This is a genomic window from Arthrobacter sp. Soil_C_49, from assembly GCF_057656635.1.
Map to the genome: position 1 here is coordinate 263,055 of NZ_JBDGJZ010000003.1, position 25,519 is coordinate 288,573.

General features: G+C 61.9%; 23 protein-coding genes. 12 read left to right on the top strand and 11 right to left on the bottom strand.

Annotated elements, in window-relative coordinates:
- Nucleotides 1-307: 307 nt before the first annotated feature.
- The 3 genes from AC3A4Z_RS07515 to AC3A4Z_RS07525 all read right to left on the bottom strand — a co-directional run bounded on the left by AC3A4Z_RS07515 (nt 308) and on the right by AC3A4Z_RS07525 (nt 4,234).
- Nucleotides 308-2,242: a BCCT family transporter gene (locus tag AC3A4Z_RS07515; protein WP_498710995.1), complete on the bottom strand. Its 1,935-nt coding sequence runs from the start codon at nt 2,240-2,242 to the stop codon at nt 308-310.
- An 820-nt stretch (nt 2,243-3,062) separates the two neighbouring features.
- Nucleotides 3,063-3,821 carry an SDR family NAD(P)-dependent oxidoreductase gene (locus tag AC3A4Z_RS07520; protein ID WP_498710996.1) on the bottom strand — a complete coding sequence of 253 codons (759 nt, stop codon included), beginning with the start codon at nt 3,819-3,821 and terminating at the stop codon, nt 3,063-3,065.
- A gap of 125 nt (nt 3,822-3,946) precedes the next feature.
- Nucleotides 3,947-4,234, bottom strand: a complete 288-nt coding sequence (locus AC3A4Z_RS07525) for a hypothetical protein (RefSeq protein WP_498710997.1) — start codon at nt 4,232-4,234, stop codon at nt 3,947-3,949.
- A 160-nt stretch (nt 4,235-4,394) separates the two neighbouring features.
- On the opposite strand from AC3A4Z_RS07525, the gene AC3A4Z_RS07530 reads away from it, so the two are divergent.
- Entirely contained in the window at nt 4,395-4,574 is a 180-nt protein-coding gene (locus tag AC3A4Z_RS07530) for a hypothetical protein (RefSeq protein ID WP_498710998.1), read from the top strand.
- Between the two features lie 388 nt (nt 4,575-4,962).
- Entirely contained in the window at nt 4,963-5,202 is a 240-nt protein-coding gene (locus AC3A4Z_RS07535) for a hypothetical protein (RefSeq protein ID WP_498711000.1), read from the top strand.
- Nucleotides 5,203-5,265: 63 nt separating this feature from the next.
- Here the strand turns inward: AC3A4Z_RS07535 and AC3A4Z_RS07540 are convergent, their stop codons facing one another.
- Entirely contained in the window at nt 5,266-6,102 is an 837-nt protein-coding gene (locus AC3A4Z_RS07540; RefSeq protein ID WP_498711001.1) for an IclR family transcriptional regulator, read from the bottom strand.
- A gap of 725 nt (nt 6,103-6,827) precedes the next feature.
- On the opposite strand from AC3A4Z_RS07540, the gene AC3A4Z_RS07545 reads away from it, so the two are divergent.
- The 9 genes from AC3A4Z_RS07545 to AC3A4Z_RS07585 all read left to right on the top strand — a co-directional run bounded on the left by AC3A4Z_RS07545 (nt 6,828) and on the right by AC3A4Z_RS07585 (nt 15,943).
- Entirely contained in the window at nt 6,828-8,225 is a 1,398-nt protein-coding gene (locus AC3A4Z_RS07545) for an LLM class flavin-dependent oxidoreductase (protein ID WP_498711002.1), read from the top strand.
- Nucleotides 8,226-8,267: 42 nt separating this feature from the next.
- Nucleotides 8,268-9,572 carry a flavin monoamine oxidase family protein gene (locus AC3A4Z_RS07550; protein ID WP_498711003.1) on the top strand — a complete coding sequence of 435 codons (1,305 nt, stop codon included), beginning with the start codon at nt 8,268-8,270 and terminating at the stop codon, nt 9,570-9,572.
- Nucleotides 9,569-10,093 carry a flavin reductase family protein gene (locus tag AC3A4Z_RS07555; protein ID WP_498711004.1) on the top strand — a complete coding sequence of 175 codons (525 nt, stop codon included), beginning with the start codon at nt 9,569-9,571 and terminating at the stop codon, nt 10,091-10,093. The genes AC3A4Z_RS07550 and AC3A4Z_RS07555 overlap by 4 nt, the downstream gene beginning before the upstream one ends.
- An 87-nt stretch (nt 10,094-10,180) precedes the next feature.
- The gene (locus AC3A4Z_RS07560; protein WP_498711005.1) at nt 10,181-10,738 is read left to right on the top strand and encodes a flavin reductase family protein; all 558 of its coding nucleotides are present in this window, start codon (nt 10,181-10,183) and stop codon (nt 10,736-10,738) included.
- Entirely contained in the window at nt 10,735-11,154 is a 420-nt protein-coding gene (locus AC3A4Z_RS07565; RefSeq protein WP_498711006.1) for an ester cyclase, read from the top strand. Before AC3A4Z_RS07560 ends, AC3A4Z_RS07565 begins: the two co-directional genes overlap by 4 nt.
- A 90-nt stretch (nt 11,155-11,244) precedes the next feature.
- Nucleotides 11,245-12,825, top strand: a complete 1,581-nt coding sequence (locus tag AC3A4Z_RS07570) for an aldehyde dehydrogenase (NADP(+)) (protein ID WP_498711007.1) — start codon at nt 11,245-11,247, stop codon at nt 12,823-12,825.
- Nucleotides 12,826-12,917: 92 nt separating this feature from the next.
- Nucleotides 12,918-13,706, top strand: a complete 789-nt coding sequence (locus AC3A4Z_RS07575; RefSeq protein ID WP_498711008.1) for a 2-keto-4-pentenoate hydratase — start codon at nt 12,918-12,920, stop codon at nt 13,704-13,706.
- A 238-nt stretch (nt 13,707-13,944) separates the two neighbouring features.
- Nucleotides 13,945-14,253, top strand: coding sequence for a CBU_0592 family membrane protein (locus AC3A4Z_RS07580; protein ID WP_498711136.1), 309 nt, complete (start codon nt 13,945-13,947; stop codon nt 14,251-14,253).
- 292 nt (nt 14,254-14,545) lie between these two features.
- Nucleotides 14,546-15,943, top strand: coding sequence for a PucR family transcriptional regulator (locus AC3A4Z_RS07585; RefSeq protein ID WP_498711009.1), 1,398 nt, complete (start codon nt 14,546-14,548; stop codon nt 15,941-15,943).
- Nucleotides 15,944-16,047: 104 nt separating this feature from the next.
- Here AC3A4Z_RS07585 and AC3A4Z_RS07590 read toward each other — a convergent pair whose 3' ends face one another.
- From AC3A4Z_RS07590 to AC3A4Z_RS07620, 7 genes are all read right to left on the bottom strand, one after another.
- The gene (locus AC3A4Z_RS07590) at nt 16,048-16,398 is read right to left on the bottom strand and encodes a cupin domain-containing protein (protein WP_498711010.1); all 351 of its coding nucleotides are present in this window, start codon (nt 16,396-16,398) and stop codon (nt 16,048-16,050) included.
- A 2-nt stretch (nt 16,399-16,400) separates the two neighbouring features.
- Nucleotides 16,401-17,651, bottom strand: a complete 1,251-nt coding sequence (locus AC3A4Z_RS07595; protein WP_498711011.1) for a flavin monoamine oxidase family protein — start codon at nt 17,649-17,651, stop codon at nt 16,401-16,403.
- A complete protein-coding gene (locus tag AC3A4Z_RS07600) occupies nt 17,651-19,051 on the bottom strand; it encodes an MFS transporter (RefSeq protein ID WP_498711012.1) in 1,401 nt (466 codons plus the stop codon). The genes AC3A4Z_RS07595 and AC3A4Z_RS07600 overlap by 1 nt, the downstream gene beginning before the upstream one ends.
- 547 nt (nt 19,052-19,598) lie before the next feature.
- On the bottom strand, nt 19,599-20,759 hold the full coding sequence (gene galK, locus AC3A4Z_RS07605) for a galactokinase (RefSeq protein WP_498711013.1): 1,161 nt from the start codon (nt 20,757-20,759) through the stop codon (nt 19,599-19,601).
- Entirely contained in the window at nt 20,756-21,898 is a 1,143-nt protein-coding gene (gene galT, locus AC3A4Z_RS07610) for a galactose-1-phosphate uridylyltransferase (RefSeq protein WP_498711014.1), read from the bottom strand. Before galT ends, galK begins: the two co-directional genes overlap by 4 nt.
- Before the next feature lie 220 nt (nt 21,899-22,118).
- Nucleotides 22,119-23,138, bottom strand: a complete 1,020-nt coding sequence (locus AC3A4Z_RS07615; protein ID WP_498711015.1) for a LacI family DNA-binding transcriptional regulator — start codon at nt 23,136-23,138, stop codon at nt 22,119-22,121.
- A gap of 10 nt (nt 23,139-23,148) precedes the next feature.
- Nucleotides 23,149-24,354 carry a Gfo/Idh/MocA family protein gene (locus AC3A4Z_RS07620; protein ID WP_498711016.1) on the bottom strand — a complete coding sequence of 402 codons (1,206 nt, stop codon included), beginning with the start codon at nt 24,352-24,354 and terminating at the stop codon, nt 23,149-23,151.
- A gap of 216 nt (nt 24,355-24,570) precedes the next feature.
- Here AC3A4Z_RS07620 and AC3A4Z_RS07625 point away from each other — a divergent pair, with 216 nt between their 5' ends.
- Nucleotides 24,571-25,512 carry a carbohydrate ABC transporter permease gene (locus AC3A4Z_RS07625; RefSeq protein ID WP_498711017.1) on the top strand — a complete coding sequence of 314 codons (942 nt, stop codon included), beginning with the start codon at nt 24,571-24,573 and terminating at the stop codon, nt 25,510-25,512.
- The last annotated feature ends 7 nt before the right edge of the window (nt 25,513-25,519 follow it).

The following is a 25,519-nucleotide window of genomic DNA, read 5'->3' on the forward strand; positions in this document are numbered from 1 at the left end:
GTGACGACGTTCTGTCCTGCAGTTGAATTGTTTGTGGCTGTCACTGGTTAGTTCCTCCCCGTGGGGATAGACGAGCCTGGTTCCTCGTTTGCGGCAGTGAGGGGTTGGTGTTGGAGTATCATTTTGATCTTTTCGTGACTAGGCGGTGGGCGTGCCCTCCGGCGACGTTGGTGTGCAGATGAGAGACATCACGCCGCCGGAGCGCTTTTGGCGCGCAATACGAGTCTGAAGTTGTTTGTCGAGTTGACTCGGTAGGAAGATCACTCGTTATCGGCTTTGAATCTTCCGTTTGCTGCGCTTGGGGTTTCTAGCTTTCAGGGTGGGCGTGTGAGGCTTGCTTTCCGTTGCTGCTGGCGTAGATGGGTGTGCCCGCTGCGGTGGCGTCCACTGCCTGGAGCTGTCCTGTTGGTGGGGCGGTGGATTCTTTGGTAGCGAGGATGAACTTTTGGTGGCCGTGTTCATCGACTGCTGCGCGGACGGTGCGTCGTATGACGGAGTCAGAGAGTTGTTTGCGGAGCCAGATGGGGTCCCGGCGCAGGTCGCGGGTGAGGGCGACGCAGAGGACGAGCAGGACGATGACAAATGGTGCCGCGGCGACAATGGTCATGCGTTGGAGTCCGCTGAGTGCTTCGGCCGGTGTGTCTCCGCCGGCCAGGAGCATCACGATAGCGACGGTTCCCATCAGGGTTCCCCAGAACACGACGACAGGTTTTGAGGGTTTGAGCGTGCCGCGGGAGCTCAGGGAGCCCATGACGATGGAGGCGGAGTCGGCGCCGGTGACGAAGAAGATCGCGGTGAGGACCATGGCGAGCACGGCCAGGCCAATGGTGAGCCATTGGGGTGTGCCGAGTCCGTTCAGCATCGCGAAGAGGGCACCGTCGAAGGAGATGCTGGGGGCACCATCGACGATGGTGGCGATCCCGTCGCCGGTGTCGGGGGTGGCGTCAGCAGCGCGTTGCTGGTGGATGGCGGTGCCGCCGAACACGGCGAACCAGAGCAGGGAGACCAGGGACGGGACGAACAGCACGCCCGTGACGAACTGGCGGATGGTGCGTCCGCGGCTGATGCGGGCGATGAACATGCCGACGAACGGGGTCCAGGACATCCACCAGACCCAGTAGAACACTGTCCAGCTGGAGAGCCAGGACCGCATGGTGTCATCGCCGGTGGCTTCGGTGCGTGCTGCCATTTCCGGCAGCTGCTGGATGTAGGAGCCCAGGGCGGAGGGGATGAGGTTCAGGATGAACAGGGTGGGGCCAACGACAAAGACGATGACGGCAAGCACGACGGCGAGGACCATGTTGGTGTTGGAAAGGAACTGGATGCCTTTTTCCAGGCCGGAGACTGCGGAGGCCACGAAGCAGAACGTGAGCACGGCGATGATGATGACGAGCAGGGGTGTGGCAACTTCGCCGACGACGCCGTTGAACTGCAGCCCGCTGCCGATCTGCAGCGCGCCCAGGCCCAGGGACGCGGCTGATCCAAAGAGGGTAGCGAAGATGGCGAGAATGTTGATGATTTTGCCGCCGATACCGTCAACGGCTTTACGGCCGAAGAGGGAGACGAACGCTTCGGAGAGCAGGTTCTTTCGGCCCAGCCGGAAGGTGCTGTAGGCGATGGCGATGCCGACGACGGCGTACATCGCCCAGGGGTGCAGGGTCCAGTGGAACACTGAGGTGGCCATCGCGGTCTCCACGGCTTCGACTGTCTGGCCGTCCACGGTGCTGGGGGGCGGTGAGATGTAGTGGTACAGGGGCTCGGCGACGCCGTAGAACATCAGGCCGATGCCCATGCCGCAGGCGAACATCATGGAGATCCAGGACCCGGTCTTGAATTCGGGTCCCTCGCCGTCCTTGCCCAGCGGGATGTTCCCGAACCGGCCGATCGCCAGCCACAGGACGTACACGACGAAGACCGAGGACAGGAGAACGAAGACCCACCCCGAGGTTCCGAGGACCCAGTTCAGCGCCAGTGTCGAGGCGGCCGCCAGGCCATCGGTGTCAGTGAAACCCCAGATCAGGAACGCAATGACCAGGGCGCCGGTCACCACAATGATCGTCTTATCGAGTCCGCGGGCGTGTTCCCTGAGTGCTCCGCGTCGTTCGGCGACACCGTCCTTTAGATCTTCAAGGATCTTCACCTCCTCGGATTCGGTGCGGTGCAGGAGGGCGGTGTCATCTACGGGTGGCGCCGTTACCACCTCATCAGGGGAACCATCCGATGCAGAATGCTTAGTGCTCATCAGAGCCTCTTTCAGGAAAGGTAGGGATTTAGGGGTCTTGCGAATTGGGTGGGAGACACTGTCGGGAAGTTGTCTTCCAATCAGCGGCCCCACGCTGTGGGAAGCTTTTTAGCCGGCCCGGGTCCCCGGAGACTTGCCAGGGCCGTCCACGGGCTAATCTGAAGCCGACCAGCCTGATAAATATGACGTTGGCAAGATTTTGCCTACTGACAAGTGAAGTGTTCCCGCACGACGGGCATCACGCTGTGGCCTCGTAAAGCCCAGCCCACGGTGCGCAGTTCCAGAGATCAGAAGCGGGCGCACTGGACGGGGCGGGGGCAATGGGTGGCACGTGCGGGTGCTGACGGACCATCCCGGCGGGCAGATGGAAGAAAGCTGTGCCCAGAATGCGAAGTGCGGTGCTCATAATGACTCCTCGACGCTGACGAGGGAACCAAAGGTTCCGGAGGCTTTTGAAATGTTGGTCGGTGGTCCGTCGCCGGAACCTATGGAGTTGAACGCGGCGTTCATTTATTGAACCATTTTTATTGTGGCGCAGCTCACCCCAATCCGCAAGGGGTCGGGGGAATATTTCGAACGTTACGTTCATTGGATGAACAGCACTTGTTAGACGGGGTGCTGTTGAATCCAGCAGTTGTTGTTGGGCCTGCGCCGTCCCCCGAGCAACGGCCCTTTGTGCAATACGGGAATACTGACCCGTGGGCGGTTATCTCAACGCTTTAAAGCTCTCAGCGTTGCCGCCGGGGATGGACAATCTGCGGAGGGGCATCTGCGGGCCAAAGGAGTCCCAACAAAGGGCAGGCCCCGCCGGGCGGGCCCTTTAGAAGGGCAGTGGCAGCTTGGCGGTCCTGCCGCCGTCGAGCGTGATGACTTCCCCGGTGAGAAAGCCGGCTCTGTCGCCGGCCAGGAAAACAGCGAGGTCGCCCACGTCGCGAGGCTCGCCGATACGGCCGACTGGATGCAGCCTTTTCAAGGCGTCGCGCGCCTCTTTCGGTGCCGGTTGGGAGGCGAGATAGGTTTCGCTGAGTTCTGAGGCGATCCAGCCGGGGGCGATGGCGTTGCAGCGCATGTTGTCTGCGCCGAGATCGAGGGCGAGAGCTTTCGTCATCCCATGGATACCCGCTTTGGATGCGGCATATACCGCGTGCTGGGGATTGGCGGCAATGCCTTCGATGGAGCCAATATTGATGATGCTTCCGCCGCCTGCCTTACGAAGCTCGGGCAGCACGGCCTGGGCAAGGAATAGCGGTGCCCGCAAATTCAGGGCAATCATGCGGTCCCACTCCTCGGGCGTGATCTCAGCGACGCTGCGTTCGAACATGATGCCGGCGTTGTTGACGAGGATGTCAACCCCGCCAATCCGGTCGACCACCCGATCGACGACCGCGGGGAGGGCCGCTGTGTCCGCCAGGTCTGCCTGGATGCCAAACACTGAGGTGTGGTGTTGCAGTTCCGGATCAAGTGGCCGACGCTGAACGACGGCCACGCGGGCGCCTTCTTCGAGGAAGCGGTCTACGATGCCCCTGCCGATTCCCTGGCCGCCCCCGGTGATCAGGGCTTTTTTGCCCAAAAGCTGCATGGTCTTGGTTAGTCGGTTTCCGGGCTGGTGCAGAAAAAGCAGCTGTTGGTGTCACAGTCGTCGGCAGCCGAAGCGACAGCACTGTCGCCGCCGGCTGTTTCGGCATAGAGAGTGTTGGCCATGGCTTATTCGCCGTACATCAGATTTGCAAGGAACGATTCCAGTTGCCGGCTTGAACTGGCTTCGTTGCCGCGCGCCGTAACGGGGTGCGCCTGCTCCAGGTACAGACCTTCCCAGGGTGAGCACCTCAGCTCTCCTGCTTCGGCGGAGACGCCTGCTTCGAAGGGGGCGACATTTTCCTCCGTGGCTGCCGGCGAAAACGCCGGAAGGGACGGAGCGGGTTCACGTACCGTGGTGGAGTTGCGGTGACCGAAAGCGCTAAAAATGGCGCGGTGCCCAATGGAGATAGACATGCTTGCTTTCCTTCCTTGCTGCCGGCTTCGAAACGACTGTGCCTGAAGCTAACGATAATAAAATGAACGTCTCGTTCGACTATTGAACGTTTAGCTAGTGTGGCACACCTCACGCGAGCGGCGCAATAGGTGTCCTGCAGGATTTCCCCCCTCAGATTTCATGACGGGACACGGCGAGTACGCGGGGCTTATCGGCGCTGCAGACCATGACCCGACCGCTGCCGTCATCCTGGATGATCCAGAAGACGCTTCGGTCAAGGGCCAGCATGTCAATGTGGCCCAGCATGCTGCTCCCGTCCCGGCGGAAGACCCGCACAACATCTCCCCGGGACAATTTTGACCAGTCCGGTACGGGTGCAGGCGGCTGAGGGCGGTGGTGGGCAGTGGCGGTCCGGGGGTGGGTGTACATGGTCATGGTCCGATCAAAGTTGGGTGAGGGCCTGGCGCCGCCTTGCAAAGGAGCGTGAGGGGGGCCACAATTGAGACTGTTTATCTTATGAACGTGACGTTCAACTTATTACTGGGATGCGGCTTTTTCAAGACCCTGCATCAACGGAGCATTTGATAAACGATGGGGACAAGCACTTTCCAGACTTCATCATGCAGTGGCCCCACGGATCTTTCTCCGCCTCCCGGGCTTGCTGTGTCAGAAGGGCCTGATGGCGGGCTGTGTGGCCCTTTTGCGGGACAAGCGAGGGCCTCTTTTCCCTGACAAGGAGGGATTGACTATGCCGTACTGGCGTCAGAAGCAGAAGCAGAAGCAGAAACCGCGCAGGGAGCCCGCGGAAGTTATCAGGGAGCGCGATGAGCGCCGGACCGCGGCATTGGCCCAATGCGTGAGGGAAATGAATCACAGCAAACAGGGGTTGACCCACACTCTGGTGGCCGAGCGCGTCGGAGTCCCGGTTCAGTACGTGCGCTGGAAGTATCCGTCCATGGAGCAGCTGCTGGAGATGGCCGAGGCCTAGACGGGCATGGCTGTGCGCTTTGCCGGATGCCGTACAGCACGGCCTGTCAGGCAGGAAGTAAGGTTAGGAAGTGCCCTGGTCGATGCCGAGGAGAGCCTTGGCTATGTCTTTGCTGGCCATGCGGAGCTGTTCGATCGTGTCCGGCAGGCTGTCCGCTTTCAGCCGCTGCTCCGGTCCGTTGACGGACACGATGCCTACCAGGGCGCCGCCTACGTCCCGAACCGGGACGGCCACGACAAAGAGGCCTTCTTCAAGTTCACTGTCCAGAACTGCGTACCCCTGTTCCCGGACTGTGTGCAGTTCCTCGATGAGCGCGCGGGATTTTGTGATGGTTTTCGACGTATATGCTTCCAGCTTTTTGGGGAGCGCTTCGGCAACTTCTTCGTCGGTCATTTCCGCAAGCAAAAGCTTGCCCGTGGCACTGGCATGCACCGGGTAGGTTTCGCCCACGTACATGGTGACGTTCAGATACCGGGAACCGGACGCTTCGGCAATAACGTCGTAGGCCAGCGCCTCCCGCACCATTGAAAAGCTCAGAGTCTCTTTAACCTGCGCGGCATACTCTTCCAGAATGGGTTGCACCCTCGCCACCGCGCCGGTGTAGGGGTCTGCCAGCCGGCCCAGTCGCGCCATCTCCCAACCGAGGGTATAGCGGTTGTCTACCCGGTCAACGAATCCCGTTTGCTCCAGGCTCAGCAGCAGGCGGAAAGCCGTGGGGCGGGTCATTCCGACGGCCTGGGCCAGCTCGGTAACAGTGATTCCCGCCCTGTGCCGGCCCAGCTCACTGAGCAGTACGGTGGCTTTAATGACGGACTTGTTGGTGAGGTCAACGGTCTCGCCAGGCGCAGTGTCGTCGCTGCCAATTCCCGCCTGTACGTCCACGTCTGTTTCCGCTGCCACATCAGCCCCCGGTCCCGGTTCTGTTCACTTCTGTCATGGCACAGCAGCCCTGACTGGTCTGTTTACCATCCTATGCCCCTCCAAGAAGCGAACAAGGCGTTCAAGACCGCAACGCTCGACTCCATGTCTTCTCAGGCCTGACGGCAAAAGGCCCCAGGCTTGCCCGAAGGGGATATGCCCGGGAGGAGCACTGGCGCCCGGGCCGGGCAGCAGTGACTTCTGTCGGTTGCCGTCAGCCGACCCTTGTGTCCTCGTGGGATACGGGTTCTCGCACGAGGAGCGTGGTCGGAGTATTGATGCGCTCGTAAGCATCCTGCCCCGTGGCAAGCTGGGCTGCCTCCTCAACGTTGGTCACGACCGGCACGGAACCCAGTAGCGGACGTAGCGCCCTGAATGCGACGGCGGAGAAAAACACGATGTAGAAGGCCGGGTCATAGGAGCTGCCGGTGACTTCGACGAGTACCTCGCTGCCCAGTAGCGGGGTGCCGCCAAAGATAGAAATCGCCAGGGTGGCCTTGCTCGTTCAAGCATCGAACGGCACGGTCGGAACGACGACATGCGCAACATCCACTCTCAAAAAGTAGCCCCCGGTAGGCCCAGTAGAAAAAACCTCTTGACAGTGAGCTGGGTTACAACCTAAATTGAACGCAGTGTTCATATCTTGAACGTGACCAGTTCTCAAGTTGTCGCATTGTCCGGCACCAGTCCAAGGAAGCACCGCTGCCATGAAAAACGAGCCTCTTAGCCTCTTCGCCTTCGACGTCTTTGCCCCCTCCCACCTCACTTCCGGGTCGTGGCGCAACGAAGCTGACCAGGGCTACCGCTACACGGACCTCCGGTACTGGACCGGCATCGCTCAGATGCTCGAAAACGCGAGTTTTGACGGGATTTTCTTCGCCGACAACCTCGGATACCACGACGTTTTCCGCGGGAACGGCGACGCCGCCCTGCGCGACGCGGCGCAGTTCCCGATCAACGATCCGACTGTGCTGATCAGCGGAATGGCTGCCGTCACCAGGCACCTCACGTTCGGGGTCACCGTCTCGGCAACGTACGAGCCGCCCTACCTGTTGGCCCGCAAGTTCAGCTCGCTGGACCACCTGACCTCCGGCCGGGTCGGCTGGAATATCGTGACCTCCTACTCGGAGGCTGCGGCCCGCAACCTGGGTAAAGAGCAGCAGCTCACTCCGGCGGAGCGCTACGACCTCGCCGATGAGTACATGGACGTCGTCTACAAACTGTGGGAGAGCTCCTTCGAAGAGGACGCTGTGGTCCGCGACTCTGAATCGGCAACCTACATCGATCCATCCAAGGTGCATCCGATCAACCACTCCGGTGAGCACTTCACTGTCCCCGGGTTCCACCTGTGCGAGCCTTCTCCGCAGCGCACTCCTGTCCTGTTCCAGGCCGGTTCTTCGGCCAGGGGCATGGAGTTCGGCGGCAGGCACGCGGAGGCCGTCTTTATTCAGAGCACCTCTGTTGAGGGGGCCAAGCGCAGTGTCGCCAAACTCCGGCAGGCTGTGGCCGACGCCGGCCGTGACCCGCGTGACATCAAGGTGGTCATCCTGCTCACCGTCGTTGTCGCCCCGACGGATGAAGAAGCCCAGGCGAAGTACAAGAAGGCCGTGGACAACGCCCCCATCGACGGGATCCTGGCGCGGTTCAGTGGCTGGACCGGAATCGACATGTCCGAATACGAACTCGACACCCCCTTGCGCTCCGTGGGAACCAAAGCGGGGCAGTCCATGGTGGACATGTTCTCCAAGGCGGACCCGGACCGGGACTGGACAGCGCGCCAGATCGCAGAATTCCTCGCCGTCGGCGGCACCGGTTCCACCATCGTTGGCTCGCCGGAAACGGTTGCGGCGGAACTGCGCCGCTGGCGCGACGAGGCCGACATCGACGGCATCAATCTCAGCTACATCACTAAACCCGGGGGCTGGGAAGAGTTCATCGAGCTCGCCCTTCCGGAGCTCCGCGCCCAGGGCATCGTTGCCCCGGCCCGCCCCGAGGACCAGGAGCCGGTCACCCTGCGTGAAAAGCTCTTCGGCCAGAAGTACACGCTGGACGGCCACCCTGCCACGGCCCAGCGCGCCAAGCACCTCAGCGACGCCGCCCGCTAACCGCAGCCGCCACAACGGAAATTATCAACGAAGGATCCCTCAATGACTGAACAAACTGACGTCGTCGTCATCGGCGCCGGTCTCGCCGGCCTCATCACCGCCCGTGAGCTCAGCAACCGCGGCCACAGCGTGGTTGTCCTGGAAGCCCGCGACCGTATTGGTGGCCGTCTGTGGACCGAAAACCGCCTGGGCCAGAAGCTGGAGCTCGGCGGCAACTGGCTGCACTGGACCCAGCCCCACGTCTGGGCAGAGGTCACCCGCTACGGACTCGAGGTCTCCCGGGGCCCGCGCTCCGAAGAAACCTACTGGCTGGCCGGCGATGAAGTACGCCGAGGCAACCTGGACGACTTCATGAAGCTGATCGATCCCGGCATGACCCGGTTGCTGGAAGACACCATGAAATGGCTGCCCCGCCCCGATGCGCCGCTGACCAACCCCAACCTCGCCGAAGCCGACCAATACAACCTGCAGGAAATGCTGGACAAACTGGACCTGTCCGAGGACGAGCGGAACGCGAACGAAGCCGCCTGGGTGGGCCACTTCAACGCTCCCCTGGACCAATGTGCCTACGTCAACGCCCTGCGCTGGACCGCCGGCTCCTCAGGCCATTGGCACCTGATGCACGAGGCGTCGGCAATCTTCCGCCTGAAGCACGGCAATGACACGCTGCCCAACGCGATCGCCGCGGACACCAACGCCGACATCCGCTTCGAGGCCCCGGTGACCGCCATCCGCCACCACAGCGGCGGAGCCACGATCTTCTACGCCGACGGGCAGGAGATCGAGACGAAAAAGGTGGTCATCACCCTACCGCAGAACATTCTGCACAAGCTCGATGTCCAGCCCGCCCTGTCCGAGGGCAAGCTCGCCCCCAGCCGGGAAAAGACCGCATCCCAGGGCGTCAAAGCCTGGATCCGCGTCAAAGGACCCATCAAGCCCTTCTTCGCCTACTCCGCCCAGGACAAGCCACTCTCCGTGATCCGCACCGAATTCGTCAGCGAAACCGACGCCGTCCTGGTCGGCTTCGGCGCCGACGCGAACCGCATCGACGTCACAGACCCCGGGCAGGTCCAGGAAGCCATCAAGGTATGGCGCGACGACCTGGAAGTCCTCGAAGTCACCGGACACAAGTGGGGCGAAGACCCCTACGCCGAGGAAACCTGGCAAATCCAGCGCCCCGGTCAGCTCACCAAGTACCACGCAGCGCAACAGGCCAGCGAAGGTGCACTGCACTTCGCCAGCAGCGACATCGCCAACATCTGGGCCGGGTTCTTCGACGGCGCCATCGAGTCCGGCCTGCGAGCCTCCCGTAATGTCCACGCAGAACTCATGGCGGGTCAGCCATGAGCGCACCGGCACTGGACACCCGCCGGATCACCTCCGATCACTACCGGGCCGTCATGCGGCACCTGGCCACCGGGGTCGCCGCCATCTGCTCCACCAATGCTGTCACCGGTGCGCAGAACGGCATGATCGTCGGAACGTTCGCGTCGTTGTCCATGGAACCGGCGCTGGTGACCTTCAGCGTCACCCACACCTCCACCAGCTGGCCGAAGATCTCCGAAGCCGGAACCTTCAGCATCAGCCTTCTCGCCGAAGACCAGCAGCAGGTCTGCCGCGCGCTGTCAGCCAAGGGCGAGGACAAACTCAGCGACGTCAGGTGGTCCGAATCCGCCTGCGGAACACCCCACATCCACGGCTCAGTTGCCTGGTTCGACTGCAGGATTGAGCAGCAGTTCGTGGCCGGCGACCACGTCGTCGTCATCGCCAGCGTCCTGGAGATGACCCCGGGAGAGGGCAACCCCCTCATCTTCCATGGCGGCCGCTTCGGAAGCTTCAGCGAACGCCAAACCGCACCGTCCCTTTAACTGGAGACGACGCCGACAGGGCCCGCCCAGCCAAGCAGAAGGCACTACGGGCCCCACCCTCTCTGAAATCGATCAAGGAAGATTGACATGGATATCACCCCAACCAAAGCCACAACTCCAGCAACAGAGGTCACCCCCGCCTTTTACCGCCAGGTGCTGGGAAAGCTCCCTACCGGTGTTGTGGCCATCACCGGCATCAACGATGACGACGAAAAGCTCGGACTGGTCGTCGGCACGTTCCAGTCCCTTTCACTGGAGCCGCCGCTGGTCATGTTCTGCGTCGACAAGTCCTCTTCAACCTGGCCCAAGCTGCGCAAGCTCCAGAACTTCACGGCCAACATCCTTTCCGATGACCAGATCAGCATCTGCCGCTCTCTCTCCCGGAAAGGCCCCCAAAAGTTCGAAGGCCTGCCCTGCACCACCGGGCCCCTCGGCACCCCGCACCTGGATGGCGCCACCGCCTATATCGACTGCAAGGTCACCGCCGAAGTTGTGGTCGGTGACCACTACATGGTCGTCGGAGCAGTCACCAACATGGAGGAAGGCAGCGGTAACGCCCTGATCTTCCGTGGCGGCAAATTCGGGCAGTACCTGCCCATCGACCTCCCCACCCAAACACCCGAAGCAGTCAGGAGCGCATCATGAGCAACCGCCGCGAGGAACTTCTCAACGCCTGGAACCGTGCCTGGGGCGACGGGGACGTCGCCGCCTTTGAACAAATCATCACTCCCGGGTACCTCCGCCGCTCAAAATCCGGCAGCGAGGACTCCACCAGCGTCGTGGAAACCATCAAGGCGACCCACGAAGCCTTCCCGGATTTCAGTACCGACATCCTGCACATCGTTGAAGACGGCGAAACCGCCGCCATTCATTGGCAAAGCCAGGGAACCCACCAAGGCTCGTTCATGGACGTGCCCGCCACGGGTCGGAGCATCACCGTCACCGGTGCCTCCTTCCTCCGCTTCGAAAACGGAAAAATCGCCGAGGAATTCGTCGTGTGGGACCCCCGGGAGCTGCTCTCCGCCCTCGGCATCTGGCACCTCGGGCCAGGCAACGCCTGAAAGCCCAGCCGACCAACCCGCCAGCCACAGAGGCAGCAACAACTCCAGCGGGCTGCCCGCGCCCTTTCATTGTCTTCAGGAGACGTATCAATGACGCTTAACGGACACTCCCTCATCGCGGGAGAGACCACCGCCGGAACAGGCGGCACCACCTACGGAATCAACCCGGCCACCAATGAACAGCTCGAGCCGGCCTACTCACTGCTCACCGAGGACCAGGTCAAGGCCGCCACAGCAGCGGCAGCTGAGGCCTACCCGTCCTTCTCCACCCTCGACCCGGAAATCCACTCCGCTTTCCTTGAAGCCATCGCTGACAACATCGAGGCACTCGGCGAGGAACTCATCATCCGGGCCAGCCAAGAGACCGGGCTTCCCGCCCCCCGGCTCCAGGGCGAACGTGCCCGCACCACCGGCCAGCTGCGCCTCTTCGCAACCGTTATCCGTGCCGGTGACTTCCGCGGCGTCCGCATCGACCCCGCCATCCCGGACCGCACTCCCCTGCCCCGCGCGGACATCCGTCAGCGCCAGATTCCGCTCGGCCCGGTCGCCGTGTTCGGTGCCAGCAACTTCCCGTTCGCCTTCTCGACGGCGGGCGGTGACACCGCCTCGGCTTTGGCCGCCGGCTGCCCCGTGGTCTTCAAGGCCCACAACGCCCATCCCGGCACCGGCGAACTCGTCGGCCAAGCAGTCGTGAAGGCTGTCAGGCACTTCGGCCTGCACCCCGGCGTGTTCTCCCTGGTCTACGGGCCCGGAGCCAGCATCGGCCAGGCCCTCGTGGCCGACCCCGCCATCAAGGCTGTCGGTTTCACCGGTTCCCAGGCCGCCGGCATCGCACTCATGAAGACGGCCGCCGCCCGCCGGGAGCCCATCCCCGTCTACGCCGAAATGTCTTCGCTGAACCCGGTCTTCGTCTTCGAAGGGGCCCTCAAGGGTGACATTGACGCCCTGGCGCAGCAGTACGTCACCGCCGTCACCGGAAGCTCCGGCCAGCTCTGCACCTCCCCCGGGCTGCTATTCGCCCCAGCAGGTGAGGCAGGGGACAAACTCGCCGCCGCCGTCGGCCGCGCTGTGTCCGCCTGCGCAGGGCAGACCATGCTCACCGAAGGCATCGCGGGCTCCTGGAACGCAGGAACCGAAGCACTCGGCAGCGCAACAGGTGTAGCCCTTATCGGGAAGGGACTGGAAGGGCAGACCAAGAACGCCCCGGCTCCGACAATCTTCGGCACCCAGGTCCGCGACTTCGTGACCAACCATGTCCTGCACGAGGAGATCTTCGGCGCCGCGTCCCTGGTCATCCGCTACACCAGCACCCAGGACCTGATCGAGGCCATCAGCAGGATCGAAGGTCAGCTCACCGCGTCCCTGCAACTCACAGAAGAGGACTACCCGACCGTGGCACCCCTCATCCCGGCGCTCGAGCAGAAAGTGGGCCGCATCATCGTCAACGGCTGGCCCACCGGCGTCGAAGTAGGCCATGCCATGGTCCACGGCGGCCCCTTCCCCGCCACCTCCGACTCCCGCACCACCTCGGTCGGGACCCTCGCCATTAACCGCTTCCTGCGCCCCGTCGCCTACCAAAACATCCCCCAGGAACTCCTCCCGGCCCCGCTGCAGGACGAGAACCCCTGGAAGGTCAACCGCCTCATAGACGGCAAACCGGAACACGGCTAAGCCGGCACTTCCCCGCATCTTCCGGCCCCGGGCATGCCTCCCGCAACGAGTCGCCCGGGGCCGGATCCCCAACCACTAAGAAACCAGGGACCGTGACGACCATCATTACGCTTGAAGACATCGCCGATACCCTCCGCACCGCCCGGCTGCAAGGCCAGCCCGTCTCCGCCCCCACCAAGACCTGGCCCGCGCTGGACGCCGACGCCGCGTTCCAGGTCCAGAAGATCAACGTTGAGCACGCCGTTGCCAGCGGCGACCGGCTCGTAGGCTACAAGCTCGGAAACATCGCAAAGGTCATGCAGGACGCCTTCGGCTTGGACCAGCCGGACTACGGCCACCTGCTCGCCGGCCTCTTCGAATTCGAAGGCACCACCCTCAGGCGGGACAACTACATTGCGCCCTATGTGGAACTCGAGCCGGCCTTTGTGCTCCGGTCCCGCCTCGGCGGCCGGAACACGACCATTGCGGACGTCATCAACGCCATCGACTATGGGCTGCCCGCCATCGAAATCATCGACTCCCGTGTGAAGGACTGGGCCATCGGCCTACCTGACACCCTCGCAGACAACGGTTCCACCGGCGCCGTCATCCTCGGCGGTACCCCGCGTAAGGTCACCGACCTGAACCTTCGCGACATGCGGGGTGTCCTGACCTTCAACCACCGCGAAATCATCTCCGGCAGCACCGGAAACATCCTCGGAAACCCTCTCGCTGCCGTCGCCTGGCTGGTGAACCGCCTCGCTGACTATGACGTGGAGTTCGAAGCAGGCCACGTAATCCTTCCAGGCAGCTGCCTGCAGGCCGTGCCAATGAACGAAGCCGGCCGCTGGTCCGGGACCTTCGAAGGCTGGGGCACCGTGGAATTCGACGTCGCAACCTGACGTTGTATTTTGACCAACGTCTCGGGGCGGCCAACTCCTAATTTCAGATGTTGCGGGGGCGAAAATGCGGGTCATCCTTCTAAGTGGCTACAACAATAAGCGGGACGCGTAGCCCTCTATATCCACACCGGCAATGCTTCCGGAGACAGTCTCAGCGCCCGGCTGGCCAAGGAGCGGTGGCTACTTTGACACTGGCATCGTCCGTTGCTCTGCATGCGAAATGAAAGAAACAAACACCATGGCATTACTGGCTGAGCTGAGCGGCTGGGTCGGTGCACTGTCTGTCCTGGCAGGATACGTCTCGCTGTCACTTGGATTGATTAGGAACGGCCGCCTCTTCCAGCTGAGCAATCTGCTCGGATCAGTCACCCTTGGGCTCAACGGACTTTTCCACGGGGCCATGCCCTCGGTTGCCTCAACGTCGCTTGGGCCACCATTTCCGCCGTCGCCCTTGTCCGTCTCCGCCGGACCACGAAGACAGATAAGGATCCGGACCGCCCCCAAGAAGCTTTCGCGGCCCCGCTACCCAGTTCAATACCCGACCTAAATTGACTCCCGCCATGGACGGACAAAAGTCGCAACTGGTTTGGCCCAGGGATCAGCAAGCACGGGTTTGCCCGGCCGTGGCAGGTTGTTGGTTCGACTGCCACCCTCTTGCGGCATCCTGACCCACCTGCAGTAGGCCTCAGGCGTAATCCACACTTCGCGCGGGGTGCCAGATGTGCGAAGTAGCTCTTGGTATCCGAGCCGGGAAAAGCAAAAATGGGATGTTCGCTGAATGGACACCGCGTTCATAGTCGTGGCTCGGTGTAGGCGAACCAGTACTAGAGGTGTGCTCCTTGGAAGACTCGTTATCAATCGCCGACATCATCGCGGATCCTAGCCTTGATACGTGGATAGTCAGTGGACAGGCTGGCGCTTCCCGGCCGGTATTTTGGGCGCATTCCTGCGAAATGCCTGACCCGAGCCAGTGGCTCCAGCCGCATGAGTTGTTGATGACAACGGGCATGTGTGTTCCTGCTGACGCGCAGGCGCAGCGTCGCTTTATTGCAGCACTGGATGAGGCGGGCCTTGCCGGAATAACCATCGGGGAGGATGGACTCGCCCCGCCGCTGACCAAGGCAATGATGGATGAGTCCCAGCGCCGCGGTTTTCCGATCCTCAGAACCGGTCCCAGCACCCCTTTTGTTGCCATCGGGCGGATGGTCGCCTCGTCGAACTCCAATAAACAAACCATGGGAGTCCTGCGCCTTGCCAAGCTATATCGGGTCGCGGCACAACGTGACCCGGCGGATCGGCGGTCCGCTGCGTCGCTTAAGAAGCTGTTCGGCACCGCTATTACCGTGGTAGATGTAGCGACCGGGTGTGTCGTTATCGGTGAGGGACATCTGGGGCCGGTCGAGGCACGCTCACACCCTTTGCGCACTCTGCGGCATGCTCGCCTCATTCTGGGGGATGACCCACGGCTCGACGCGTTGTCGCTCGTGCACCTGTCGCAGGTCCTTGAGGTTGATGCCAACGAGATATTTCAAAGTGCCATGAAGAAGATCGGCGAAAGCACCGCTACGTTCGAGAGCGCGCTTGCTGGCCGCTTGGAGGCGCGCTCTGCGCTCGGGAACTTGTGGGGCGGTGACCACGGGGGATATCGGGTAATGGCGACGGCGTGCGAGGTCGAACTAAAGGTGGAACTTGCACTGGCCTTGGCCACCCCCGACACGCTCACAACATGCAGAGACGGCAGGCAGCTCACCGCGGTGCCCGAGAGCAGATTCGAGCAGGTCAAGGCGTTGTTCCGTGAGTTTGGCCTTCGCGCAGGAGCTTCTGGGGTGCATTTTGATCCGGCAGATCTGGAAGCGGCCGTGGACGAGTCTCGCTCCGAATATGCCGCTGCGAGCACAACCGGAGGAACTTTTAGCGAGTTCCACGGCGAACGGGTGTCACTGCTTGCCAGGTCGAAAACGGAACGTGGTCGGATCGTGAAGTCAGTGCTGGGGCCGCTCGCCTCGGATGACGCGCGGTTCGTGCCGTTACGGGAAACTCTCTTTACCTTCCTCGACCATAACCTCCACTGGAATCAGACAGCAGAGACGTTGAGGTTGCATCGGCAAAGCGTGGTGTATCGGCTTGATCGGGTGGAGCAGCTCACCGGGAGGAGTGTACGCCGCACTAAGGACCTGGCCGAGCTTTGGCTGGCACGAACGAGCTGGGAATCACTTGAGGCTGACCGCCTGGCTTGAGCGCCACATAGGTGCCGGCACCTCGGCTGGTTAGGCGGCGCTGGACAAGAAAGGGTCCCGGGCAGCAGCCAGCCGCGGGACCCTTTCGTGTGCCGAGCGAGGCGTCAGGAGTTGATGACGGTGAAGACCTTGGTGATGGTCTCGTGGACGAGCCATCTGCCCTTCCATCCTGGCTGCATTAACACCGTCGTTCCGGGCGTGAGGTCGGTGGCCTGGCCGGTGTCGTCGACGAGTTGACCGGAACCAGCAATGATGTGGATGTACTCCACATAGCCGACGTGGTCCGTGGAGAATTCCCCTGGGCTGACCTGCCACAGGCCCAGCTGATGCGCCGGGGTTTCCTCAAGGACGAGCGTTGATGCTGTCGGCTGACCGGTGATGACACGTTCAGATGCGATCGGAACCGGTGCTGGCCAGCTTATTTGTGCGGTGTCGATGTGTGTCGTTGTCTGCATGCTCAGATACTTATACTCTTTCTTGCGGTTTCGATAATGGCTGTGGCAGCACGTTCTCCGCTGCGCAAGGCTCCCTCCATGAGCCCGGTGTACTCGAAATCGATGTACTCCCCGGCGAAGTAGAGATGTCCGTGCGGTGCGGCGAGAGCCTGCGCGTCCTCGGGGGTGAAACCGGGTGCGTGTGCGGTGTACGCGCCGGCTGCCAGAGGGTCGAAGGGCCACGCGGTCAGCACTGCTTTGGACGATGCCAAGGCGAGGTCGCTCCGCAGCTCGCGGACGCGCTGCTCCCACACGTTCTCGTTCTCGTCGATCTGCAGGTCAAGGAGGTGCCCAATCTCGCCGCCGAAGCAGTTCAGCACAGGCGCAACTTCGACCTCGGACGCGTTGGCCGTCCAGGTCCAGAATCGGTCTGTCACACTCATTACAGCGCTGGTTTTGGGTGTCTCCTCCAGCGGGATCTGCAGCTTCGCCGCGTTTCCCTGGACCACCCGGTCCATCGCGTCCGTCTTCCACTTGGGCAGCGCCAGTTCCATTTTGGAGGGATTGTTGATCACCCCAAATGGCAGGGCCACAACCACATAGTCGAAACTTTCGGTTTGCTCTCCCGCTGTTACCAATACGGTTTCACCAATTTGCTCCACTGCGTCGACCTTCGTCCTCAGACGGATGTGATCCCGGATGGTTGCCGCCATCGCCTCTGGCAGGCGCTGGTTGCCGCCCCCCACGCGCCAGCTGGGTCCTGGCGCGAGCGAGGCTACGTGGTCCAGTGTCTCTTCGGCAGTGACCTGGTCGATCCGAACGGCCGTGGATATCTCCACCCGTGCTTCCAAAGCCTCCCGGGCAGGTCCGGAAACTCCGATCTGGTCAAGTACATCCGCGACAGAGCACGGTTCATTGGCGGTGGCCGCCGCCTCGGCCGCCAATTTCCCCAGGTCCGCCATTTCGCCCATCGTTACGCCGGGGCGATCGGCAGGTGTCCGGCTGTAGTAACTCATTCCAGTGTCCACCAGGGAAAGTTCGTGCTCTAAGCAGTAGCGGCGGAACGTCGTGTAGCCGTCGAGCACAAACTCAGCGCCGCGTTCGATCACATGTGGTGCGCCGGCAGCAATGACAGTGTCAGACCACACCCGTCCACCCAGACGATCCCTGGCTTCGTAGACCGTGACGTCATGACCGGCCCGTACCAGTTGGGTGGCGGCGGCGAGCCCCGCCAGCCCAGCGCCGAGCACCGCGACGCGCGGCGCGGCACTCATCAAGATGCTCCCTTGGAACCGGCGACGGCGCGTTCACCCAGCCTGCTGCCATTCGGGCCCTCGATTGATGCTGCCTCAGCCAACGTGCGCCCCTTGGTCTCCGGCGCCCAGGCGGCGCAGACGAGGAATCCGATCACGGTGATTGCGGCACCGATGAAAAGGGTGCCATTGAGCCCGATCGTGGTGATGCCGATCGGCGTCAGGTAAATTCCGATCGCAGCACCGATCCTGCTGCACGCAACTGCCACGCCCACAGCGGTGGCGCGCACCTCGGTGGGGAACAGTTCGTTGGGATAGATCCACTCCAGGACGCTCGGCCCGCCGGACACGAGAGCGTAGAACGCGAAACCGGCCACAACAAACCAGCTCGGCGCGTTCTGCCACACGCCGAGGGCGAGCATGGCAACAGACATAAGGGCGAAGGGGAAAACAGTCATGGGACGGCGTCCCCACGTCTCGATCAGCCTGAGAGCCGGCAGGATCCCAACGGCAAACAGTGCTGCGATCAGGAGCTGCCCCAGAGTCTCTGCGCTGCTGCCGTGAATACCTGCAGCAACGAGGATGATTCCTCCGAAGGTGTAAAGCACGTTCTGCGGGATGATCTGCGTTGAATATAGTGTGCCGCACATGATCGTCCGCTTGAGGTATCCGCCACGGGTAAGGGAAGCCAGGTCTCCCCAAAAGGAACGGTGGCGCGTGTCAGTGGTCAGATCGGCAGCATCAAGCGTGACGTGGTTCCCATAGACGAGCTTCATGACCTTCTCGGCCTCGTCGATGCGTCCCTTGCCGGCAAGCCAGCGCGGTGACTCGGGGATCCCGCGCCGAAGCAGGACCACGATGATGCCAACGACGGCGCCGCTAAAGAGCAGAGCGCGCCACTGACCATACCCTCCGGAGAGGCTCACTACGATGTAGCTGACAAGGAACGCGAACATTGCTCCAACCGTCCACGCAAGCCCCGACAGACCGATCATGAAGCCACGCCGTTTGCTGGGCGTGAATTCAGTCAGCAGCGAGGTTGCGATTGGGTAATCTGCGCCGATGGCTAGGCCGATGATGAACCGCAGAACAATCAGCTGCCATGCCGCGTCCACGAAGGCGGAGAGCGCGCAGGCGATGACGAGCACGGCGAGGTCTAGCGCATACATCTTTTCGCGTCCGATTCGGTCGGTGAGGGCGCCGAAAATGGTAGCGCCGAAGAACATGCCGACAACGGAGGCTGCGCCGATGAGTCCAGCCTCCACGGTGTTGCTGGGGATGTCATTGGCAAAGCCGATAAGGGCTACGCCGATGAGGCTAATGATGTAGCCGTCCAGAAAGGGACCACCGCAACACGCGATCAGCAGCTTTCGGTGGAACTTGGTGACCGGGGAATTGTCGATTACGTCAAATGCTGTCATGTCATCTTCCTTGATGAGACGGGTGACCGGATGACCAACACTAAGACCGAGCCATTTCCCCTGCGTATTAGCGATTTGTATGGAATCAGGTCCCCGTTTAGGCATTTGACGAAAGGCATCGCATCGGGGGTGGCTAGACGACGAGGCCGCGGGCAGTCGTCTTGCTCCCACACAAAAATATCAGGTTGGAGCACACCCCAACCTGACAGATGCGACGCCTGGCCCTCCAAACGGCGGGCTTGATTCTGCGATCCACGGAGAAGCCCGTCCCACCGCCCACACCCGGGACAATTCTTATGGGTTATCCACCGTTACTGCTGCTAAGGAGCTACCCCTACGGCTCCCCCATACGAGGCCGTAGATAACCCGAACTGACCCCAGCTGTGGACGGACCAGAGTCACCGGAGCGAGCTTGTCCGAGTCCGCTCCGGTTGAGGAATATCCACCGGCGCTCTAGGAAACGGCTGGGGGAGGGAGTGAGCGGGTGCAGCATTACGTGTGGTTCACGGTTAGGCACGTTTATTAGAACTACTCGTGTACTTGTGAGTTACTTCAGCCGTAATGCCCCGTCTGCTGGGGTAACGGTAAATATGTCTGGCTTCTTATAGCCCGCTTGTGCAAAGGTTTTTCTCACAACGGCGCGGACGTCCTGTTCGGCATCTTTTGGACTTAATGCAATAGCGGCTCCGCCGAAGCCGCCGCCGGTCATTCGGGCTCCGATTGCGCCATTGGATCGCGCCGATTCGACGGCCAGGTCCAGTTCCGGACAGGAAATTTCGAAATCATCGCGCATAGATACGTGGCTTCCGTCAAGCAGATCTCCAATTGATACCGGGCCCGCGGAGCGGAGACGGTCTACTGTTTGGAGCACGCGCGCGTTCTCGGTTACTACGTGGCGGACGCGGCGGAAGGTTGCTTCGTCCAGCTTCTTTCGTGCCTCGTCGAGGTCCTGAACTGTAATGTCTCTTAGGGTTTGGACGCCGAGCATGCTGGCACCTAGCTCGCAGGAGGCGCGGCGTGCGGCATAGCCGCCGTCGGAGTGGGAGTGTGAGACTTTGGTGTCGATCACCAGCATGACCAGGTCGGCCTCTTCGGCTGGAAACGGGACGAGTTGGACGCTCTGGTCCCGGCAGTCAAGGAAGACAGCGTGCCCTTTGGACCCTCGCAGGGACGCTGACTGGTCCATGATGCCGGTGGGCGCACCGACGAAGTCGTTCTCTGCGCGTTGCGTGGCCAAGACCATGTCCTCGGCTTGGAGGTTTGCGCCTGTGAGTTCATTGAGTGCCGTGATGACGGCGCACTCGATGGCGTGTGATGAGGAAAGTCCGGCGCCGAGGGGTACATCCGAATCGAGAAGGAGGTCGATACCGGGGACGGAAATCCCGCGCTGCTGCAGCGCCCACACCACCCCGAGAGGGTACTTTGTCCAACCTTTGGCAGACGCGCGATCCAATGAGGTCACGTTCGCCGTCGTTATTTCCTGGTTACCGTAGGTCGACTGCAACCTGATAGTTGCGTCCGGGCGGACACGCACGGCTACCCGGGCGGTTTTGTCGATGGCGAACGGCAGCACGAAGCCGTCGTTGTAATCCGTGTGCTCGCCAATCAGGTTCACCCGGCCGGGCGCCTGCCATATGCCATTTGGTGCAGATCCGAAGGCCTGCTCGAAACGGGCTGACAGCTGAGTGATGCTGAGGGGGCGGGTCATGCGGGTGTGCCTTCCTTGGCGGTGTTGCGTGCTGAAGCGGCTCCTGCCATTGAGCGGAGCTGGTCGGCGACGCGTTCGGGCGTGGTGTCGTTGATGAAGGCTCCCATGGCAGCTTCTGAACCAGCGAGGTACTTCAATTTGTCCGCAGCCCGGCGCGGGGAGGTCAGCTGGAGGTGAAGGTAGCTTGCCGGGCGGAGCAGGTCATCGAGCGGGGCCTGGTGCCAGGCGGAGATATACGGCATTGGTGTGGGGTACAAGGCATCGAGGCGCCGGAGCAGGTCAAGGTACACCTCGGCCAGCTCATCCTTCTCTTCGCTGCTGAGACCGGCAAGATCCGCGACGTGGCGGTTTGGCACCAGATGAACTTCCAATGGCCACCGGGCAGCGAACGGCACGTAGGCGCTGAAGTGCTCGCTCTCCAGGACCATGCGGCTGCCGTCCTCCCGCTCTTGTCGCAGAATCGAGCCCGTCAGGGTTTCCCTGCCGTTCGTATTGTCGAAGTACTTCCGCGCGGCAGCGCCGAGCACGCTGGCACGAGGCGTGATGTAGGGGTAGGCGTAAATTTGCCCGTGTGGGTGGTGCAGGGTAACGCCAATTTCCGGACCGCGGTTTTCGAACGGAAACACCTGCTTGACGCCGGGCAGGGAACTAAGGACCTCCGTCCGCTGGGCCCAGGCTTCCACCACAGTCCGGGCACGGACTTCACTGAGGCCGCTGAATGACCCGGTGTGTTCCGGAGTAAAGGCAATAACCTCACAACGCCCGTTCGCCGGCGCGGTCACGCCCCAGACAGGGTCGCCGGAGACCGGCCCGAGGGTCGGGCCCAGTGACGGAAAGCGGTTCTCGAAGACGACAACGTCGTAGTTCGCTGCGGGGATTTCGGAAGGGTTTCCAGACGTCGTGGGGCAGATAGGGCACTGGTCCGCGGGCGGCAGGTGCGTCCGGCTCTGCCGGTGTGCCGCGACTGCGACCCATTCACCGGTCAGGGCGTCATACCGGACTTCGCCCGGTTCTCCGCGCGGCGGCAAGTCCCTGAGGTCGTTAAGTTCTTCTGCGCGCGGTACTCCGGCGGGCGCATCATCGTCGAAATAGATCAGTTCACGGCCGTCAGCAAGACTGGTGCTGGTGATGCTTGTCATGTGAGAAGTCCTTTGGATTCTGGAGTGTATACCGATCGCGTGGGGGAGGCGGAGTGACTCCGCCCTCGGCAAAGTACTGCTGCCGGCGCGAGTCCTCCCATCGCATGGAAAGCCCCTGGCTGCTGCATGCGGTAGAACCGCTGCGGGCTGGAGCCTGCCGGCTCCGGATTTCGGCGGTGAAAGGCCTGCACCGGCAGCGGCTTTTGTCCCGCCGTAGGTCCTACTGGCACCCGCAGGAACGTCGCACCTGCAGGTCGGTTGGAAAAATGAGGTGTTCTGACTCGTGGGTTCGGCGTGCTCCGATAAGGGCGCTGACAGCGGCTTCTGCCATGGCCTTTGCGGGTTGTTTGACTGTGGTCAGTGGTGGCCAGCTGTACTCCGCCTCCGCGGAACCATCAAATGAGGCCAAGGCGACGTCCTCAGGCACTGATACTCCGGCTTCGTGCAGTGCCCGGAGGATGCCGACCGCTTGCAGGTCTGAGCTGACGAAGAGAGCATCTGGTTTGCTTGCTGAGGCGAGCAGGCGTCGGCCGGCGGCATACCCGCCCTCGCGGGTGAACGCGCTCCGGACGATCGGACCCTCGGGGAGACCTGCTTCGGTAAGGGCCCGCAGCCAGCCCTGTTCACGTCCGTCGAGAAAGTTTCCTGTATTCGTTCCCATTGCCAGGGCAATGTTGGTGTGTCCGTGGCCGATGAGGTGTTCAACTGCGGATTGTGCACCTGATGCCAAATCCACTCCGACGCTGTTGAAGCCGGGAGCATCGGCACTGTGGTTGAGGAGGACCGCGGGGATATCTGCGGATTCCAGGTCCGTGAGGTCCGGTTCCATCAGCACGCTCGAAAGGATCACCCCATCGACCTGGCGGGCTGCAAGGTTGCGGATGTTCCTTCGCTCCTTGCCGAGGTTTCCGTCTGAGTTGGTCAGGAGGAGCGCATAACCGAGTTCCGCAGCAGCGTCCTCCACAGCATGGGCGAGCAGTGAAAAAAACGGGTTGCCGTTGTCGGGAATGACAAGCCCGATGGTTTCAGTCGACCCAAGTTTGAGCGCCCTGGCTGCAGCGTTGGGCCGGTAGCCCAGGACACGGATGGCGTCCTGAACCTTCGCTTCAGTGGCCGGCGCGACTTTCTTGGGCCCTTTGTTCACGACATAGCTGACTACTGCGGTGCTCACGCCTGCATACTTGGCAACATCCTTACGGGTTACCGGGCTGCGGGGAGCTTGCGTCGCTGATGCCGTCATGTTGTACATGCTAGCTACCGGCGCCCGGCGCATCTCCGAAGTCGCGGATAGGAAGCCGCTGGCCGCCGCAGCGTGCTGACTCGTGGGCCACGATACCCGGCAGCGTGAACCTGGCTGCGACCCAGGCGTTTATTGGTGGCAGGGTGCCGTTGTTGACAGCGGTCACAAAATCATCGACCAGGAAGTGGTGGCTTCCCTCATGCCCGTTCGGGGCACCGTGGAACTCCTTCGGTAAGCGGCTGGTGTCATGTACCGGCGCCAAACCTGAAACGAAAGCGTCCCTCAGCTCCGGTGCCACGTGGGCCAGCGACGGGTCATCAAGGGACATGCTGGGACGTGTTTCAAGCTGCGTGGAGATGTCATGGACAGCCTGCTTGTCCTGCCAGACGGTGACCTGGGCCAGCTGCTCAAAGCTGGCTTCGGTGCCGAAAAACCGGAACCGGGACTCCCGGATGTGTGAGGGGTAGCCCACCCGGCGCATCTCGTTCGTGCGCATCACGCCCCCGTCGTTCAACTCAAAGAGTGCGGTGGCATTAGAGAAATCGTTGCCGAACATGCTGACGTCCTTATTGAACACGCCGTCGTTGCGGTCGTCCCTGACCCCGATGCAGCTGACACTGACCGCATGGGCAGGAACGGCGCCGAGCACCCCTCCCACAGCGTGTGTGGGATAAAGCATGGGCGGGTAACTGGCGGTTTCCTTCCATCTGTCTCCGCCGCTGTACTGATAGGCCTCGTAGAAGCCCAGGTCCATGTCGTGGACGTAGTCGCCTTCGGTGTAGAAGATCCTGCCGAACTTCCCGGCGGCGTGCTGCTGGCGAGCGTATACGGTGGCCGGGTTGTAATAGCTGGTCTCCCCCATCATGTAGACCAGACCGGTATCCCTGACAGCTTCGATAATTTCGGAGATTTCCTCTTCGCAGACTGCCATGGGAACAGCTGAGTAGACGTGTTTTCCGGCGCGGAGGGCCTGCTGAACCAAGGGCCCATGCGTCCAGCGCTGCGTGAAGATGGCAACGGCATCAACATCGGAGGCCAAGAGGTCTTCAAAGCTCGGCTTCGACCCCGCCAACCCGAACTGCTCTACGGCCTCAGCGGCACGTTCCGGAACTTCGTCCACAACATACACGGCACGCACGCCGGGGTGGAGATTGAAGAGATGGGCGAACTGGGTGCCGAATTGCCCGGCTCCCACTACACCGATGGTAAACACCATTGTTTGCTGCCTTTCCTGATGCCACGAACCGTCCCCGCTGGAACACGCGTTTGCAGTGCATGTAGTTTCGCACCCGGAATCTACTCGCGTCAACGAAAGAGCAGCCGCAGATGATTCTGTCGCGAAAAGCCGCGTAAATGGCCTTGCGCCTCGGCATCTACTCGTATAGATTACCTTCCAGTTGTTACCCCCATCACAGTCAGGAAAGGGTCGAAGATGACCACCCTTGCCAAACATTCGAATTCCGCTTCACGGTCTGCATCCTCCGTCAAGCCGCAGGGCAGTCACCGCCGGTTCGGGGACCTCAAGATTGCGCTGCTGTTCATCGCCCCGGCGATGATCGGGTTCGTGGTCTTCTACGTCCTGCCCACCATTCGCGGAATCTACCTGAGCTTCACGGAATACAACATCCTCGGAGACCCGGAATGGATCGGCCTGGATAACTACACCGCCATCGCCAAGGATCCGCTGTTCTGGAACTCCCTCGCCGTCACGGGACAGTATGTGTTCCTCAACATCGTCCTCCAGACAGCGCTGGCCCTGGGCATTGCCCTCCTCATGCACCAGGTCGCCAAGTCCACCATCATCCGCGGGGCCCTGCTCCTGCCCTACCTGATGTCCAACGTCATCGCCGCACTGCTGTGGTTTTGGATGCTTGACTACCAGATCGGGGTAGTGAACCAGTTCATCGAGTGGACCGGTATGTCCCGGGTCGCGTTCTTCGGCAGCGAGGAATGGGCCATCCCCACCCAGGCGCTGATCAACACCTGGCGCCATATGGGCTACACAGCGCTGCTGATCTTCGCCGGACTCCAGGCCATTCCGGGGCACGTCTACGAGGTGGCCAAACTGGACGGTGCCTCATCGTGGCAAACCTTCGGCAAGATCACCATTCCGCTGCTGCGCCCGGTCCTGGTCCTGGTCCTCGTGGTGACGGTGATCGGTTCCTTCCAGGTCTTCGACACCGTCGCAGTCACCACGGGCGGCGGGCCGGTGAACGCCACCCGCGTCATCCAGTACTACATCTACCAGCGCGCCTTTGCCGAGTCGGACTTCGGCTACGGATCCGCCATCGCTGTCATTCTCTTCCTCATCCTCGCCCTGGTGGCCTTCATTCAGATGAAGTTCCTCAAGGGCAACGAGTCGGACCTGGACTAGGAGTCCC